At 62.0% G+C, this 16,530-nt stretch carries 12 protein-coding genes; 4 read left to right on the top strand and 8 right to left on the bottom strand.

Annotated elements, in window-relative coordinates:
• Positions 1-100 precede the first annotated feature (100 nt).
• From smc to rpmH, 3 genes are all read right to left on the bottom strand, one after another.
• Positions 101-3,643, bottom strand: a complete 3,543-nt coding sequence (gene smc, locus SYN60AY4M2_RS07750; RefSeq protein WP_099812652.1) for a chromosome segregation protein SMC — start codon at positions 3,641-3,643, stop codon at positions 101-103.
• 75 nt (positions 3,644-3,718) lie between these two features.
• A complete protein-coding gene (rnpA, locus tag SYN60AY4M2_RS07745; protein WP_011431672.1) occupies positions 3,719-4,099 on the bottom strand; it encodes a ribonuclease P protein component in 381 nt (126 codons plus the stop codon).
• 90 nt (positions 4,100-4,189) lie between these two features.
• Positions 4,190-4,330 carry a 50S ribosomal protein L34 gene (gene rpmH / locus SYN60AY4M2_RS07740; protein ID WP_011431673.1) on the bottom strand — a complete coding sequence of 47 codons (141 nt, stop codon included), beginning with the start codon at positions 4,328-4,330 and terminating at the stop codon, positions 4,190-4,192.
• 241 nt (positions 4,331-4,571) lie between these two features.
• On the opposite strand from rpmH, the gene dnaA reads away from it, so the two are divergent.
• Positions 4,572-5,975, top strand: coding sequence for a chromosomal replication initiator protein DnaA (gene dnaA / locus SYN60AY4M2_RS07735; RefSeq protein WP_011428926.1), 1,404 nt, complete (start codon positions 4,572-4,574; stop codon positions 5,973-5,975).
• A 194-nt stretch (positions 5,976-6,169) separates the two neighbouring features.
• Positions 6,170-6,835, top strand: coding sequence for a hypothetical protein (locus tag SYN60AY4M2_RS07730; protein WP_206336916.1), 666 nt, complete (start codon positions 6,170-6,172; stop codon positions 6,833-6,835).
• Here the strand turns inward: SYN60AY4M2_RS07730 and SYN60AY4M2_RS07725 are convergent.
• From SYN60AY4M2_RS07725 to SYN60AY4M2_RS07715, 3 genes are all read right to left on the bottom strand, one after another.
• Positions 6,832-7,653, bottom strand: coding sequence for a class I SAM-dependent methyltransferase (locus tag SYN60AY4M2_RS07725; RefSeq protein WP_099812651.1), 822 nt, complete (start codon positions 7,651-7,653; stop codon positions 6,832-6,834). The genes SYN60AY4M2_RS07730 and SYN60AY4M2_RS07725 overlap by 4 nt on opposite strands.
• 103 nt (positions 7,654-7,756) lie before the next feature.
• The gene (gene ftsH, locus SYN60AY4M2_RS07720; protein WP_011428929.1) at positions 7,757-9,643 is read right to left on the bottom strand and encodes an ATP-dependent zinc metalloprotease FtsH; all 1,887 of its coding nucleotides are present in this window, start codon (positions 9,641-9,643) and stop codon (positions 7,757-7,759) included.
• Positions 9,644-9,768: 125 nt separating this feature from the next.
• Positions 9,769-10,644: an SDR family NAD(P)-dependent oxidoreductase gene (locus tag SYN60AY4M2_RS07715; RefSeq protein WP_011428930.1), complete on the bottom strand. Its 876-nt coding sequence runs from the start codon at positions 10,642-10,644 to the stop codon at positions 9,769-9,771.
• Positions 10,645-11,034: 390 nt separating this feature from the next.
• Here SYN60AY4M2_RS07715 and SYN60AY4M2_RS07710 point away from each other — a divergent pair, with 390 nt between their 5' ends.
• Positions 11,035-11,520 (top strand): hypothetical protein, encoded by a 486-nt coding sequence (locus SYN60AY4M2_RS07710; protein ID WP_240527883.1) that lies wholly within the window; start codon positions 11,035-11,037, stop codon positions 11,518-11,520.
• 37 nt (positions 11,521-11,557) lie between these two features.
• Here SYN60AY4M2_RS07710 and SYN60AY4M2_RS07705 read toward each other — a convergent pair whose 3' ends face one another.
• Positions 11,558-14,107, bottom strand: a complete 2,550-nt coding sequence (locus tag SYN60AY4M2_RS07705) for a DNA topoisomerase (ATP-hydrolyzing) (protein WP_099812649.1) — start codon at positions 14,105-14,107, stop codon at positions 11,558-11,560.
• Between the two features lie 451 nt (positions 14,108-14,558).
• Between SYN60AY4M2_RS07705 and SYN60AY4M2_RS07700 the strand changes: the two genes are divergently transcribed.
• Positions 14,559-15,962, top strand: a complete 1,404-nt coding sequence (locus tag SYN60AY4M2_RS07700) for a phosphoglucomutase/phosphomannomutase family protein (protein WP_099812648.1) — start codon at positions 14,559-14,561, stop codon at positions 15,960-15,962.
• A 58-nt stretch (positions 15,963-16,020) separates the two neighbouring features.
• On the opposite strand, the gene SYN60AY4M2_RS07695 is transcribed toward SYN60AY4M2_RS07700, so the two are convergent.
• A complete protein-coding gene (locus SYN60AY4M2_RS07695) occupies positions 16,021-16,413 on the bottom strand; it encodes a VOC family protein (RefSeq protein ID WP_011428935.1) in 393 nt (130 codons plus the stop codon).
• Positions 16,414-16,530: the final 117 nt, after the last annotated feature.

Raw genomic sequence — 16,530 nt, 5'->3', positions numbered from 1 at the left:
CTGCTGAAATGGTTTGCCCTGCGGAGTTTTTGGAATCTACGCTCTTCTCTAGATAGCAAGCGAGATGGGATCCCGCCGCGATTGCCGCCTGCTGGGTGCTTTAGCCGACGTGAGCGGTGGGGTTGACTAGGCCGATCACTTGAGTGTAGGCGCCGCGAGCTTGGGTCACTCCAATGGTGCGCTCCGCTTTTTCAAGCATGGGACGGCGCAGGCTGACCACCAAGAATTGCGCCTGGCGGGATTGCTGCCAGATCATGTCGGCCAATTTTTCTACATTGGCCCCATCCAAAAACATGTCCACCTCGTCAAAGGCATAAAAGCTAGAGGGGCGATAGCGCTGCAACGCAAAAATAAAGCTGAGGGCCGTCAAGGATTTTTCTCCGCCCGACATGGCGCTGAGACGACGCACTGGCTTGCCTTTGGGGCGGGCCACCAGGGTCAAACCCCCGGCCAACGGATCCTCTGGGTTCTCCAATTCTAAATAGCCCTCTCCCTCGGAAAGCTGGGCAAAGATGGTCTGGAAATGGCCGTTGATGGCATGGAAGGCATCCAAAAACGCTTGGCGGCGCAGGGTGGAAAAGTTCTCGATGCGCAGCAACAATTCGGTGCGCTCTTGGTGCAGGGTTTCCAGTTTGGCGCTGAGATCCCCTAGGCGGGCCTGGATCTGTTCGTATTCGGCGATGGCCAACATGTTCACCGGCTCCAGGGATCGCAATTGCTCTTCGATTTTGCGTTTTTGCCGTTGCAGCTCGTCCAGGGTCAGGTGGGGGGGCAGGGGGGGAAGGGGATCCGGCAGCTCTTGGGCCGCGGCTTGCAGTTGGGCTTGCAGTTGGGCAAGGATGGCCTCTTTTTCCTGCTGTTGGGTGAGGGCGTGGTAGCGTTCCCATTCCAGGCGTTGGAGCTGCTGCTGTTGGGCGCGCAGTTGAAATTCTTGCCGCTCCCGCTCTTGGCGCAGGTGGGCGAGGCGGGCTTCGCTCTGGCCCATCTGTTGCCGTTGCTCGGCAATGTGCTGCTGGATGTGGGCGAGAGTGGCCTGGGCCTGGGCGATTTGCTCTTGAAGTTGGGCCTGACGCCGTTCGCCCTCTTGCAGGCGCTCCTGGTGGTGCTGGATCTGGGCCTGCTTCAGGTGTTGCTGGCTGAGGTTCTCCTGCTGCTGTCGCTCCAGGTGGGCCAGGTGGTGTTGCAGCTCCGCCAGGTGGCTCTCCTGCTGCTGTACCGCCTGCTGCAGTTGCTGCCAGTGCTGGTTGACCGGGGATCCCTCCAGTTGGCTGAGCTTGCGGGCGAGATCGGCCAGGCGCTGTTGCAAGGGATCCCAGCGGAGTTGAATCTGGTGCAGCCGCTCTTGGATCTGCTGGCTTTCGCTTTGCCATTGCGCCAGGGATCCCTGCAGGTGTTGCAGGCGGGCCTGCTGGTTTTGGCAGTCGGCCTGGTGCCGCTCCAGGTATTGCTGGGCTTGCAGGGCGTCCTGGCGGGCCAGGAGCAGGGCCTGGGCCAGTTGTTTTTCGCGGGCTTGGGCGGCTTGGAGGCGAGGGGCGAGGGCGGCCAGCAGCGCTTCCAGATCGGCCAGGCGGGCGCGCAGGGCTTCCCCTTCCGAGTGTTCGCCCGCAGAAAAATGGATCCCAGCTCGTTGGGGGCCGGTGCCGCCAGTGATGGCTCCCGAGGTTTCCAGCAGCTCCCCTTCCAGGGTGACCATGCGGTGCTGGCCGATGTAGGGCCGGGCCAGCTCCAGGCTCTGGAAAACCAGGGTGGAGCCGAACACAAAGCCAAAAACATCTCGGTAGCGCTCTTCAAAGTGCACCAGGCGGATGGCGTAGTCGATCAGACCGTTTAAGTTGAGGGGGGCGGGCGGGCGGGCGGGCTGCAATTTGTTGAGGGGCAAAAAGGTGGCGCGCCCCAGTTTTTCCCGCTTTAAGAGGTTGATCGCGCTGACGGCGACGCTTTCATCTTCCACCACCACAAAGTGCAGTCGGTTGCCTGCCGCAATCTCCAGCGCCAGTTGATACTGGGGATCCACCTGCCCCAACTGGGCCACCAATCCCAAAACCCCCGGCAGGCGGGCGCTCAGGATGGCCTGGGTGGCGCGGGATCCCTGGGATTCTTGCAGCAGTTGGCGGCGGGTCTCCCACTTGTCCAGTTGCCGCTGCTTGGCGTGGAACTCGGCGGCCAGCCGCTCGTGGGTGGCGCGATCCAGCTCCAGGTTGGCTTGCAGTTGCGCCAGCTCTTGCGCCAGGGCCTGCACCTGGGCTTCCGACTGTCGGCAGGCCTGTTCCAGCTCGGCGGTGAGGGCCAGGTGGGATCCCAGCCATTCTTCAATCTGGGCGATCTCAGTTTGGGTGTCTTGGACTTGTCGCGCCAGTTGCCGTTGGCGCTCTTGCAGGCGAATTTGCTCCTGTTGCAAAGGCTCTTGTTCGGCGCGGATCTCTTCCAGGTGGCGGGTGAGGTAGCGCTGCTGCTTGACCCAGGCCTCGGCAGATTGGGCCAGGGCCCGCAGTTGTTCGCGGCTTTGTTCTAGGCTGATTTGGGCTTTCTGCACCTGGGCTTGCAGGGATCCCTGGGCCTGGGCCAGTTGCTCCTGTTGGCTTTGCAGGCGTTCCAGCTCTGCCTGCAGGTGCTGCTGTTGGGTTTGGCGCTCCTGCTGCAGGCGCTGCGTTTGCTCGATTTCCTGCTGCCAGGCGGCGATCTGTTGGCTGAGCTGTTGCCGTTGCACTTCGGCGGCAGCGATCTGGGCTTGCAGGTGCAGGTATTCTTCCTCTCCGAGGGCGTGGATGCGGCTTTGCAGCTCGCTCAGGGCGGCTTCCGCCTGCTGTAACTGCTCGCTCAAGGTCTGCACCTGAGCAGTGGCTTGCTCCTGAGCCTCCAGAAGCTGCCGAATGGCTGCCTGGGTTGCTTCCACTTGGGCTTGCAAATGCCGCCAAAGCAACACCCGTTGCTGTCGCTCCAGCGTTTGCCACTGCAGCCGCAACTGCTGGTACTGCTGCGCCTTTTCGCTTTCCCTGAGCAGCCGCTCTCCTTGGGCTTGCCATTCCTGCTCGATGAGCCGGAAGCGCTCAATTTGTTCGCGCACCACCTCCAGCTTGGCGTTGGCCTGGGCGATCTTGCGGTCGAAGGTGGCCACCCCCGCCAATTCGTCGAGGATCTGCCGCCGCTCCTTGGAGTTCATGGAGATGATGCTGGTAACATCCCCCTGCAGGACCACGTTGTAGCCGTTGGGGTAGATGTGCATCGCCTCCAGTTGCTCGTGCAGCTCGCTCAAGGTGCAGGGCACATCGTTGATGTAGAAGGTGCTGGTGTAGGGCAGGGAATCGGGATCCTCTCCCTTGCCGGGGCTGACCCGCAGCCGACGGCTGACTTTCCATTCTCTCGGCTGGCCGTCTTCTCCCGGCCCCAGATCGAAGGTGACGGCGACGTGGGTCTCTACCCGCCGGTTGCTGCTGAGGCTGCCAGAATGCACCAGATCCGAAAGCCTCTCTGCCCGCATCCCCCGCGAGGACGATAGCCCCAGCGCGAACAGGATCCCATCCAGGATGTTGGACTTGCCGGAGCCGTTGGGGCCGGAGATGACCGTAAAACCCGGCAACAGGGGCAGCGAGGTCGTGCTGCCAAAGGACTTAAATCGGGTCAGCTCGATCCGCTTGATGTACATCCCGCCCCATATCTAGCGCAGCCAGCAGCAGATGATGGCACCAGGCTAGCACGGGTAGCGCAGCCTGCCCAGCTTCTAAGAAGGCTCAGGATCTGGGCTCGGGCTGACGAGCAGATCGGCCTTTTGCAAAAGACGATGCACCTCTGCCTGTAGCTCTGGCCACTTATAGGTGAGCAGGTTGGGCTTGGAGATGAGCAGTAGCCGGTATCCGGGTTTCAGGTTTGGGCACAGGGGCCGCAAGATTTCTCGCAACCGGCGTCGCAGCCGATTCCGCTTGACAGCAGATTTGCTCACCTTTTTCCCGATCACCAGCCCCACCTGGCTGGGGATCCCTTCGCACCCCGCCGGCATCGGCTGAAACAAAAGGATCAAGCCTGCACCGGAACGGCGCTGCCCCGCCTGGTAAAGCGCCTGGAAAGCTCGCCGATCTCGCAAGCGATAAGGAGCAGGCAGCATTGGGCACTGAAAGGGAATCCCAGGCAGGAGTCAACCCGTCTTGGACGCCGACACCCCAAGAGTTTGAGATGGGATCGGCTCTGCTAACCCTTAAGAAACCGCCAGGCGATAACGCCCCTTGGCCCGCCGCCGCCGCAAGACCTGCCGCCCGCTTGCCGTGCGCATCCTGGCCCGAAACCCAGAGACGCGAATGCGTCTGCGATTGGTGCCACGAAGGGTACGCTGAGTCATGGTGGAGACCAACTCATCCTGTCAACAAGGCCTGCTGCGACTGGCGAGGGAGAAGCCCAGTTCACCGGCAGACAATTAGCAAAGCTTTATCGTAGCAGACTCGACGGAAAATCGCTAGATTGGCCGCCTCACGCCGAGCAGCTAAATTGGGGATCCTACAATCCCAGTCGAGAGAGCAGAGGCACCGGGTTGGCGCCCCTGTCTTTGCTGGGCTTTGGCTGTGTCGCTTTGGGTGTGTGGTGTGGACATCTCCCTAGATCGACTCTGGGACGAAGCTTTGGGGCATCTACAGGTGCAGCTCAGCCGTCCAACTTTTGAGGCTTGGATCAAGACGGCGCGAGCTGAATCCTTGGTGGACAACCGCCTCACCATCTCCACTCCTAGCGAATGGGCGCGGGGCTGGCTGCAAAAGCACTACGCCTCCACCATCACCGAGGTGGTGCAGCGGGTGGCCGGAATCCCTTTGCAAGTGGAGTTTTCCGTCGCTCCCCAGGCTTTGGTCGAGGAAGAAGCTCCTTCAACGGCTGTGGCCTCAACCTCCCGCAAGGCCGGCAGTTTTCCTGCTTCCGCCCCCTTGGGGCTGGAGGTGAGCGGCAGCCTGCCCATGCGAGCCCCGGATCTCAACCCCAAGTATTCCTTCTCGCGGTTTGTGGTCGGCCCCAACAACCGCATGGCCCATGCAGCGGCTCTGGCCGTGGCCGACAAGCCTGGGCGGGCCTACAATCCCTTGTTTCTCTGCGGCGGGGTAGGGCTGGGCAAAACCCACCTGATGCAGGCCATCGGCCACTACCAACTGGAGGCGAATCCGCGGGCCAAGGTCTTTTACGTGTCCACCGAGCGCTTTACCAACGATTTAATCGATGCCATCCGGCGAGACAGCATGCAGTCTTTCCGGGAGCACTATCGAGATGTGGATATTTTATTGGTGGACGACATTCAATTTATCGAAGGCAAAGAGTACACCCAAGAGGAGTTTTTCCACACCTTTAATACGTTGCACGAGTCGGGCAAACAGATCGTGCTAGCTGCCGACCGCTCCCCTCACCTCATCCCTCGGCTGCAGGAGCGGCTCTGTTCTCGGTTTTCGATGGGCTTGATTGCGGAAATTCAGCCGCCGGACATCGAGACCCGCATGGCCATTCTCAAGAAAAAAGCCGAGTACGAGGGGATGATCCTACCGCCTGAGGTGATCGAATACATTGCTACCACCTACACCAGCAACATTCGCGAGCTGGAGGGCGCCCTCATCCGTGCCGTTGCCTACGTCTCCATTTCTGGCCTGCCGATGAGTGTGGAGACGATTCAGCCCATTCTCAACCCCCCCAGCGAGCCCAAGGAGATCACGCCCGACATGATTATTGACGTGGTCTGTGAAGAATTCGGCGTCGACCGAGAAAGCTTATTGGGATCCTCTCGCAAGCGGGACATCAGCCAGGCGCGGCAAATTGCCATGTTTTTGATGCGTCACCATACCAATCTTAGCTTGCCCAAAATTGGCGATTACTTTGGCGGGAAAGATCACACCACCGTTCTCTATAGCTGTGAAAAAGTTAGCCAGTTGCAGCGGGAAAATCTGCAATTTGAGCGGCAACTGCAAAACCTGGCCCAGCGGCTGCGAGTCATGGCCAACAGCCGAAACCGCTAGTCTTTGCCTTGCCATTGTTGAACCGTCCTTGGGGTGTCATCCTACGCTGCTGAGAGCCGCGGCGCCCGCGAGCTGGCGTGAAAGCTCCTATTGGAAGCAGCTACAGTTAAGGACGGGAGGGGCGGGGGTTGCAGGTGGTAGGGCAATCTGGCAAAGGACTTTGCTTGGGTATGCTGCTCCTTGGGGCTGGGCTGATGCCAGCATGGCCGGCCTGGGCCCATTCGACCCAAGCGGGCCGCAAGGAAGCAGATCCGCGGCCAACCGCGCTCTCAGGCGTTTTAGATCTGGGGCTGGATAGCCAAATTGTGGAGGATAGCCCCGTGTTGCGCCGCTGGCTGCAAAGTCCGCCCAATCTCCTGGAAGAAATCCGCAATACTCCCGTCTTGCCCACCCGTTTGCAGGCGGGTTTCGAGTCGGCTTCTGAGTGGCGAATCAGCCTGCAGGACTTGCGCCTGGGAGATCGCCTCACCCTCAGCGGCGACTATCGCCAATCTTCTGAGAACCCAGAAATCCGCCAGTACGGGTCAGAGGTGCGCTACTTTCTCGCCCCTATGGGCTCCCGCTTGAACCTGGCCCCCCAACTGGGCTATCGAGCCTTGGAAGAAAAAAACCGCCGCCTCAGCGGGGTGAGCTATGGGGCCTTTGTTGTTTTGGCCCTGGCTCCCGGAGCCGCCGACTTGACTGGCAGCTACACTTGGGTGGCCCCGCAGGAGCCGGAAGAAGGACAGGCCACCCTAGCGGAGATCACCGCCGCCTACGCCATTAGCCCTTCCCTTCGTCTTGCTGCCCGCTACAGCCTGCGCCACTCCACCTTGGCGCGGGAATCCAGCTTTGGCGTTGGCCTGGAGTGGATCCCCTAGAGGCGCACTGCCTGCACAAAAGCCACCCAGCCGAAGCTGAGATAGCGCTCCAAGCGCAACCCCACCTGGGCAAAGTGCCAGCGCAACTGGTCTGCGGAGAAAAAGCGAAGGCCGGTCGCCTCCAGCAACTGCTGCACCCTCTGCCCCCATCCCTGCACCTGCTGGCTGTGCATCGAGACAAACACCCCTCCCGGTTTCAAAACACGGGCCACTTCCCGCAGACAGGGATCCAACGGCACCTCGTTCAGGGTGGCGCCGCTGATCACCGCCCCAAAGGCTCCAGAGGCCAGGGGAAGCTGCTCCGCCCGGGCTCGCACCAGGCTGTAGCGCTGCCAGTGGGGCTGGGCCTGCTGGGCCGCCTCCGCCAGCACTCCCGTCGCGTTGTCTAGGCCGATCACCGTCCGCTGCGGATCCCTGGCCAAGAGGAGGCGGCTCCAGTACCCCCCTGCCGTGCCCAAATCCAAGACGGGATCTGCCTCCCCCACCAGTTCCGCCAGCAATTGGCCTTCCCGCTCGCTGCCGAAACGCTCCCCCGACAACAGCGACAGCGCCCAAGGCCGCCAGAGGCGATCGTAGCCCCAGGCAAACCCGGGCAGATGGGCAATGGCCTGAGCGGGAGTGAGCGGCAAGTCCCGCGCGGCGGCCAAAAAATCCACCGCTCCAAAGGCGGTGATGGGGTAGATCTGGCCGCAACGGGGACAGTAAACCCGATCCGCCGCGGCTCCCGGCTCACGTCCCGGTGGCAGGTTCAGCCCTTCCTGACCACAGCTCAGGCAGCGGTAGAGGTGAACCGGCAAGGCAGAGAGAGAAGAGAGCATGACACAACCTGACGACAGCCGCAAAACAAAAGGGCAGTTGCCGGGCGCCGGCCCCAACAACCACCCTCCCAGGTTAATCAATCCCGCAGCGAGAGGGGATCCCTCAAGCCGTCTTCGGGCTGGGCAAGCCGATCTTCTCGGGGATGGGCACGTATTCTGCCACAATGGCCCGAAACTCGTCCCCATCTAGGGTTTCCCGTTCCACCAGGGTGTCGGCCAGGCGATCCAGCAGCGCCCGGTGCTCCAGCAGGATTTGCTTCGCTCTTTGGTAGCAGCTCTCCAGGATTTGCCGCACCTGCCGGTCGATCTTGGCGGCCACATCTTCGGAGTACTCGACGCGGTTCATCCAGCCGCCGCCCAAAAAGATTTCGTTGTTGGGCGGATCCCACATCAGGGGCCCCAGCTCGGACATGCCAAAGCGGGTCACCATTTGCCGCACCAGGTTGGTGTTTTGCTGCAGGTCGTTGCTGGCCCCCGTCGTCACTTCCGAGTAGCCAAAGACGATCTCCTCCGCCGCCCGACCGCCAAAACCGACCACCACCCGATCCAACAGCCAGGCGCGGCTGTACATGCCGGAGTCGATCTGCTCCTCGTTGGGCAGTTGCTGGGCAAAGCCGCCGGCACCTCCGGAACGGGGGATGATCGTTACCTTGTTCAAGGGATCCGCATGGGGCAAGAGGGTCATCAACAGAGCATGGCCGCACTCGTGGTAGGCGATGAGGCGCTTGCTTTTGCCGTCTAATAGCGGCGGCTTGGTCAGGCCAATGGTGATGCGGTCGATGGCGTCGTCGATGTCCTGGTTGGTGATGGCTTTGTGCTGACGGCGGGCCGCCAGGATGGCCGCCTCGTTGAGCAGGTTGGCCAGATCGGCGCCGGCAAAGCCAGGGGTGCGGCGGGCAATGGCCTCCAGGCTGACCTCTTCTGCCAGCTTCTTGTTGCGGGCATGCACGCGCAAGATCTCGTAGCGCCCCTTGAAGCTGGGCCGATCCACGGTGATCTGGCGGTCGAAGCGTCCAGGCCGTAGGAGCGCCGCATCCAGCACATCCGGGCGGTTGGTTGCGGCAATAACAATTACCCCTGAGTTGCCCTCAAACCCATCCATTTCCGTAAGCAACTGGTTCAGGGTTTGCTCGCGCTCGTCGTTGCCGCCGCCAATGCCCGCTCCCCGCTGCCGGCCCACCGCGTCGATCTCGTCGATGAAGACGATGCAGGGAGCATTCTCCTTGGCCTTCTTAAAGAGATCCCGCACCCGCGAGGCCCCCACGCCGACGAACATCTCCACGAACTCGGAGCCAGAGAGGCTGAAAAAAGGCACTCCCGCCTCGCCAGCAATGGCTTTGGCCAAGAGGGTCTTACCCGTCCCCGGCGGCCCCACCAACAGCACGCCTTTGGGGATCTTGGCCCCTACGGCAGTGAAGCGCTCCGGCTTCTTCAGGAAGGTAACCACCTCTTGCAGCTCTTCTTTGGCCTCCTCGATCCCGGCTACATCGTCAAACTTGACGCCGGTTTTGGCTTCCATCTGGAAGCGGGCCCGCGACTTGCCGAAGTTCATCGCCTGTCCAGGACCGCCTGCTCCTCCGCCAGCGCGGCGCAGGAACAAGAACAACCCCCCCAGCAGCAGCACCGGGATGACCAGGTTGCCCAAGATCGCCCAGAAGGCGCTGCCATCGCGGGTGGGCACTACAGCCACCTCGATCCCCTGCTCGGTGAGGCGATCCACCAGTTGCGGCACGGTGTTGGGCAGCAGGTTGACCCGGTAGCGGGTGGAATGCTGCGTTTGTGGGTCAACAGCCGTCACTTCGGCTACCAGGTTGTTATCGAGGAGGCGCACATCGGTAACGCGACCCTCCTCGACATAGCGCAAGAAGCGGTCATAGGTGAGGGCAGAGGCCAGAGCGGCGTGGGCAGGAGCTAGGCCGGATCCCTGCCAGAGACAAAAGCCCAGCATGAGGGCAATTAGCCAGCGCTGGGGAGATAGAGGTTTGTTCATGGGGAAGGGGAACACCTGGTTATTAAAAGTCCTTCAACAAACTTAACCTGTCGCTCCCCCAAGATACAACCCTGCCGCACGAAATGCCCGGAATTGCGCTGGGAAGGGATCCCTGCAATCGGCGACTAGGCCGATTTGGGGGATCCCAGGGCATCCAGGCCGTAGACGCGCCGCCACATTTGGTCGGCCAGAGCGGCGGGCAGCAACCGCATCAGCCCCAGCGCCAGCTTGCCGCCCGTAAAAGCGGTGTAGCGGTCGGAAGGGTGGGGATCCGTCATGGCTCTCAGGATCGGCTCCACCACCTTCTCCACCGGCCAGGCCATTTTGTGGAACGAGCTGGCCAGCTCGGCAGCCTTGTCCAAGATCGCTTTGTAGGGGCCGTTGGGATTGACAACAGCAGCAAAGGTCTCTTCGGCCACGCGGCCAAACTCGGTGGCCACCGGCCCTGGCTCGATCACGATAACCTTGATGCCAAAAGGGGCCACTTCCACCCGCAGGGCGTCGCTGAGGGCCTCCACGGCGAACTTGGTGGCGCTGTAAACCCCACTGAAAGGCATCGACATCTGGCCGGCCACGGAGCTGAGGTTGAGGATGCGGCCGCTGCCCCGCTCCCGCATTTGGGGCAAGAGGGCGCGGGTGAGGGCGTGCAGACCAAACACATTCACCTCGAACTGCCGCCGCATCGCCGCCACATCCACCTCTTCCACCGGTCCCATTTGGCCGTAGCCGGCGTTGTTCACCAGGATGTCCACCCGGCCAAAGCGATCCAGGGCCTTTTGGGCCAGCGCCTCCACCTGGGCTGTATCGGCCATGTCGGTGGGCACCACCAGCGCTTCTGTCCCCTGCTTCTCCACCAAGTCCTTGACGTTTTGTAGCAGCTCCTCCCGGCGGGCCGCCAGCACCAAGCGGGCCCCGCGTTTGGCCGCTTCCAGGGCGACGGCCTTGCCAATGCCGGCAGAAGCGCCGGTAATCAGCACCACCTGATTGGCTAGTGAAAGCATGGCTTTCCTCTCTGCAAACTTTCTTCATCCTAGAGGGACTTCCGGGATCCCTGGAAAGAGGCAGCCTCGCTCCTTGGGCTGCGGTGCTGGGCCGCTGTTTCTAACTCAAGGGGTGCTCTGCCAGATGGATGGATCCCTGCGGCCCAGAAGCTGCTCAGACGGTTTTTCGCGCCCAAATTGCAGGGGGGGTTGGGAAAAGCGGTATGATCGATGGACAACTTGCTGGGACAAACTCCCTCGCTCGAGTGTACGCCTAGTCTAATGTCCTTGCCACAGGTACGAGGTGCAGTGACCGTAAGATATTTCCGCAGGCGGGCTAGCCGAGGCCGATCTTCCTTGCCGGAGGAGCGCTGGGCTCTCGCCGAGGCCTGCTTGGATCGATTGCTCAGAGTGGCGGAAGCCAACCTAAGGGCCAATTCCGAGCTGCGCCAACAGCAGCAGGAGCAGCAACGCCAACTGGAGGCCGAGCGGCGCCACAGCGAAGCCCTGCGCGATGCCACCGCCGATTTGCGCACCAGCGTCATGGAGTTGCGAGAGGGGCAAGCCCTTTGGCAAAACCAGGTGGACGAGCTGCGTACCTGTTTGCGAGAGTTGCTCAAGGAACAGAGCGAGCTGGTGCAGATCATCGCCCAGCAGCAGCACATCCTGAAGGACTGTAAGGAAGTCATCCGCGCCATTTTGGAGCAAATGCGGGATGACCACCGGGACTTCCGCTCCGCCATCGGCATTTTGCTGGAGGAACTGCACCAAACTGTGCGCTGCCTGGTTCTTAAGTCAGGTGGCACTCTCCCTAAGCCTGTCCGCCATCCCGAAGCGCCGGATCCCGGCTCCCAGCCGCCTGATTCTGCCTCGCCTGGGGATGGCTCTCTGTCCTAGCGATCCAGACTTCTGCTTTCCCCCAAAAGCTCCAGAGCTATCCAATCCCGCCCTCCGGCAGCCACTGCGGCCAAAACAGGCGCAACTCCCTAACCTGCTCCCCCTTGACCAACAGGGATCCGTCGCCGGACCGGCCTTGCAGGGGAATTTCCTCAGGAGAGAAGGAGTGTACCCGCTCGGACTCCGCGATCACATCCACTTGCAGATGGGGGTGCGCCGCCAGATCGGGGGGAAAACCCACCAAGCCCACCAAGCCATCCCCTTTGTTGGAGAAGTGAAAGGCCGACACGCCCACTTTACCCTGCTCCAGGATGGGGATCTCGCCCAGGGGTAGCCGCTTCAAATACCCCGACCGGCTGGCCAAAACTAAGATCCCTTGCGGGGGCAGCAGCGCCATACCGACGATCTGTTCTGTGCGCCCCAAACGTAGAGCTGGGGATCCCATAGCTGCCCGACCCATCAAGGGGATCTGTTCGGCGTCCAGCCGCAGCACCCGCCCGCCGGAGGTGGCCAGGACAACGCTGTAGCCTTGGTGGCCGGGATGCCAAAGGGCCGCCCAGCCCAGCTCGTCTCCTTCTTTGAGCTTCAAGACGGCGGCTCCCCGTTGGCTGAGGCCCACCAGCTCCGCCAAGGCCACCCGCTTGATCCGCCCCTGCCGGCTGAGCACCACCAAGCTGGCCTCGCCGGGAGAGTGCTCCGCACCGCTGACGCGAACGGGATCCAACGGGAAGGCGGCAACAATCGGCTCGGGGTTGGGGAGAAGGGTGACCAGAGGCACCCCCCGCGAGGAGCCGGTGCTGAGGGGGATCCCTTCGATGGGCACGGTGAAAGCCCTGCCGCTGGCGGTGAGCACCAAGATTGCCTGCTCTGGGGTCACGCATTCCAGGCTGACCAGGGTATCTTCTCCCAATTCCCGCTGCGCCGGGTTGCTGCGGGAGCGAGGCCCAGGCAGAGGCAGGCGGCGCACGTAGCCTTTGCGGGTGAGTTGCAGCAGAAAGCGGCTGTCTTCGCCGGCTTCGCCGCCGGGGATCTGGGCCGCCTCCGCTTCCAGTTCCGAGGCCGAGAGAATCTGGGTGCGCCGGGGATCCGCAAAGGTTTTTTTCAAGTGTCGCAGCTCTTTTTTCAGGTAATTCAAGAGCTTGCGGCGATCTTGCAGCAGTCCCTGCAGCTCGGCGATGCGGGCCTGCAGCTCGGCTTGCTCTTGATAGAGGCGCTCCCGCTCCAAGGTTGTCAGGCGGCGCAGGGGCATGGCCAAGATCGTCTCCGCCTGCTGGGAGGTGCAGCCCAAGCGGGTTTGCAGCTGGGCTTTGGCCGTGGCGCTATCGGGCGCTTGCCGCAGCAGGTCGATTACCCCTTCCAGATCGGCCAGGGCCAGCACCATCCCCGCCACCTCTTCGGCTTTGCGCTGTACCTGCTGCAGTTCGGCGCGAAACATCCGCTTGAGAGTGGCCTCGCGAAATTGCAAAAAGTGCTGCAAAATCTGCTTCAAGCTGAGCTGCTGGGGTTTTCCCTCCACCAAGGCCAACAGGATCACCCCAAAGGTGCTCTGCAAGGGGGTGAGCTTGTACAACTGCTGCAAAACCGCCTGCGGGTTGGCCTCCCGCTTCAGCTCCACCACCACGCGCATGCCGCTGCGATCCGACTCATCCCGCAAATCTGCGATGCCGCTGAGACGGTCTTGGGCGACCAGCTCGGCCACCTTCTCGAGCCAGGCAGCCTTGTTCACCTGATAGGGAAACTCGCTGATGATCAGGGCGGGCCGGCGGTGGCGTCCTCTGCCCGGCTGGATCTCCTCAAAGCGGGCCACTCCCCGCAGGGTGATGGAGCCGCGGCCGGTGAGGTAGGCCTCGCGGATCCCCTGGCCATCGACAATTTGGCCGCCGGTGGGAAAGTCCGGCCCCGGGATCCAGCGCAACAGCTCCTCAGGGCTGAGATCGGGCTCGTCGATCAAAGCCAGCAGGCCGTCCACCACTTCCCCCAGGTTGTGGGGCGGGATGTTGGTGGCCATGCCCACGGCAATGCCAGCAGAGCCGTTGAGCAGCAAGATGGGCAGGCGGGCCGGCAGGACGGTGGGCTCCGCCTGGGAGCCGTCGAAATTGGGCATAAAGTCCACAATTGCTTCGGAGATCCCCTGCAGAAGGGCTGTGTGGCTCAGCTCCGCCAGCCGACACTCCGTGTAGCGCATGGCCGCCGGCGGGTCGTCGTCCACCGAGCCGAAGTTGCCGTGCCCCGCCACCAGGGGGTAGCGGCTGGAAAAGTCTTGTGCCATGCGCACCAGCGCGTCATAGACCGCCTGATCCCCGTGGGGGTGATATTTCCCCAGCACGTCCCCCACGACGCGCGCGCACTTGCGGTAGGGGCGATCCGGCGTCAGGCCCAGCTCGTGCATGGCGTAGAGGATGCGGCGATGCACCGGCTTGAGGCCATCCCGCACATCCGGCAAGGCCCGCCCCACGATCACGCTCATGGCATATTCCAGGTAGGAGCGCTGCATCTCCCCCTGCAAATCGGTTACGATTACTCGCCCTAGACGGGATCCCCCACCCGATCCAGATCCCAGTCCGTCGAGAGTCAGTTGCTGAGTCATGGCTCATTAGGAGCGGAACGCTTTCCAGGTTACTGTAGCCGTTTCCGCAGCTTTTGCGACCCCACCCAGCCGCTGCCGTTTTTGAAACGGGGGAGTGGGGTGGCGGCTCCGCCGTGCTATTTGACACTCCCACCGCCTAAAGGCAGGGGATTCTTACGCAGTTCAACAACGACCTCGTAAAGGCGCTGTCAAGACGCCCCCAGACAGTTCCTCGAGGCAAAGCCCCAAGGTTCTGCTTACTCTTCTGATGGCGTCAGGGGGACGAAGTCTTTGCAGGTTGGCTGAGACGTTCGGACGCTTGCCACCGGTCGGTGCTCGCCTGGGAACGGTACGCCTTGGTGGCAACTCTTGGCGAGCCACTAAAGTTGCTTACGGGCTTTTCCGCCCTGCCCTCAAGTGCAGGGCTACCAAGCTATCCTTCTCTGTAGTCGGGGTGGATCTGGGTGCAATCATGGCCGGGAACTCCATTCGTTTTGGCACTGACGGCTGGCGAGCCGTGATCGCCGATGGCTTTACCTTCCAGAACTTGGGCATTGCCGCCCAGGCCAGCGCCCAGGTGCTGGCCCGCACCTATCCTGGGGCAGGGATCCTGATCGGCTACGACAACCGCTTTCTCTCAGAAAAATTTGCTGCCCACGCTGCCGAGGTGGTGGCGCGGCTGGGGATCCCGGTTTATCTCTCTGCCTGTGTGGCCCCGACACCGGCCTTTAGCTGGGCGGCCAAAGAGCGCGGCTGCCACGGCGCCTTGGTGATCACCGCCAGCCACAACCCGCCCCACTATTCCGGCCTCAAGGTCAAAGGCGGATTTGGCGGCTCCGTGCCGCCGGAGGTTACCGCCGCCATCGAGCAGGAGCTGCACCACCTGCAACCTCTCGCATCCAACCCAGCCCCCATCGAAACCTGGGATCCCTGGCCCGGCTACCTGGCTCAGCTCAGCCGCTTTGTGGATCTGGAGAAGCTCAAAGGATCCCCGGCCAAGATCTGGGTGGATGTCATGTTTGGCTCTGGCGCCGGGGGCCTCAGCCGCCTGTTGGGGGAGAAGGTGATCGAATTGCAGGCACGTCGGGATCCCTTGTTTGGCGGGTTCCCACCGGAGCCGCTGCCGCAAAACCTGCAGACCTCTGCCCAGATCATCGCAGCGGATCCCGCCCCGTTAAAGATGGGTCTGGTCTTCGATGGCGATGCCGACCGCATTGCTGCCCTCGATGGGCAAGGCCATTTTCTCAGCCCGCAGATCCTCATTCCCATCTTGATCGACCACTTGGCGGGGCGGCGCGGCCTGCGGGGCGAGATCGTCAAAACCATCAGCGGCTCGGAGCTATTCGTGAAGGTGGCCGAGCGCTATGGCCTGCCAGTTACGGAAACGCCGGTGGGCTTTAAGTACATCGCCGAGCGCATGCTGAGCACACCGGTGTTGCTGGGGGGAGAAGAATCGGGCGGCATCGGCTATCTGGGCCACATCCCCGAGCGGGATGCCCTCCTCTCTGCCCTGTACTTGATCGAAGCCGTCACCGAAACCGGGCAAGATCTGAGCGCCCTTTACCGAGCTTTGCAAGAACGGGAAGGGTTCACCTCAGTTTACCTACGCCGCGACCTGCACCTGGCGGATCAAGGTCAACAAACCCGGCTCTTCCAGCAGCTACAGACGGATCCCCCCCTTGAGATCCTGGGGCAAAAGGTAATCAAGCATTTCGATCGCGACGGCCACAAGTTTAGCCTTGCCGACGGCAGTTGGGTGATGATCCGGGGCAGCGGCACCGAACCTCTGCTGAGGCTCTACTCGGAAGCCAGAACCTCAGAAGAAGTGAACCGTCTTCTCGATTGGGCAGCTGGGCTGCTCAGCAAGATTGCTTAGGGCTACAGAAGGACGCCCACGGCCCCTAGCTTGCTTGTGCGCGATAGCAGTTCAGAGCTCAAGCACTTGCCTCGGCTGTCTTGGCCTTGGCTTGGTCAAAAGTGCCTGGCGGCTCGTACAGAAACTCAAACAGGTTGCCATCGGGATCCTTGCCATAGAAGGAGGCAGTGCCATCCCGATGGCTGTGAATGGCCCCTACCGGGATCCCTGCGGCTTGCAAGCGCCGATGCTGCTCCTCCAGCTCCTCCCTGCTGCTGAAGACAAAGCCAAAGTGGGGCCCTGCCGCCCGGTAGCCCGGCCCCAAGAGTGCCAGCCCATCGTCTCCGGCTTTCATATAGGCCCAGTCGGGATCCTTCCAGACGTTGACCATCCCCAACTTTTCGTAGAACTCTACTGCCTTAGAGATGTCTTCTACGCGGACGGCAACATGTCCAAGTTGCTTCAGTGCCATGCTCTTCTCTCTCCTCCACAGAGACAACCGCAAGGGTTTCTCTATAACCCAGCATAGCTTGCAGAGAGAGCCCCTCCCCACTCCCCCGAGAGCAGGGATGGAACCAAGGTCGATTCC

The sequence above is a fragment of the Synechococcus sp. 60AY4M2 genome, from assembly GCF_002760375.1.
In the GTDB taxonomy this organism is placed as follows: Bacteria; Cyanobacteriota; Cyanobacteriia; order Thermostichales; family Thermostichaceae; genus Thermostichus.
Note: the sequence above shows the minus strand (reverse complement) of the source record. Positions and strands in the feature narration are given on the sequence as shown.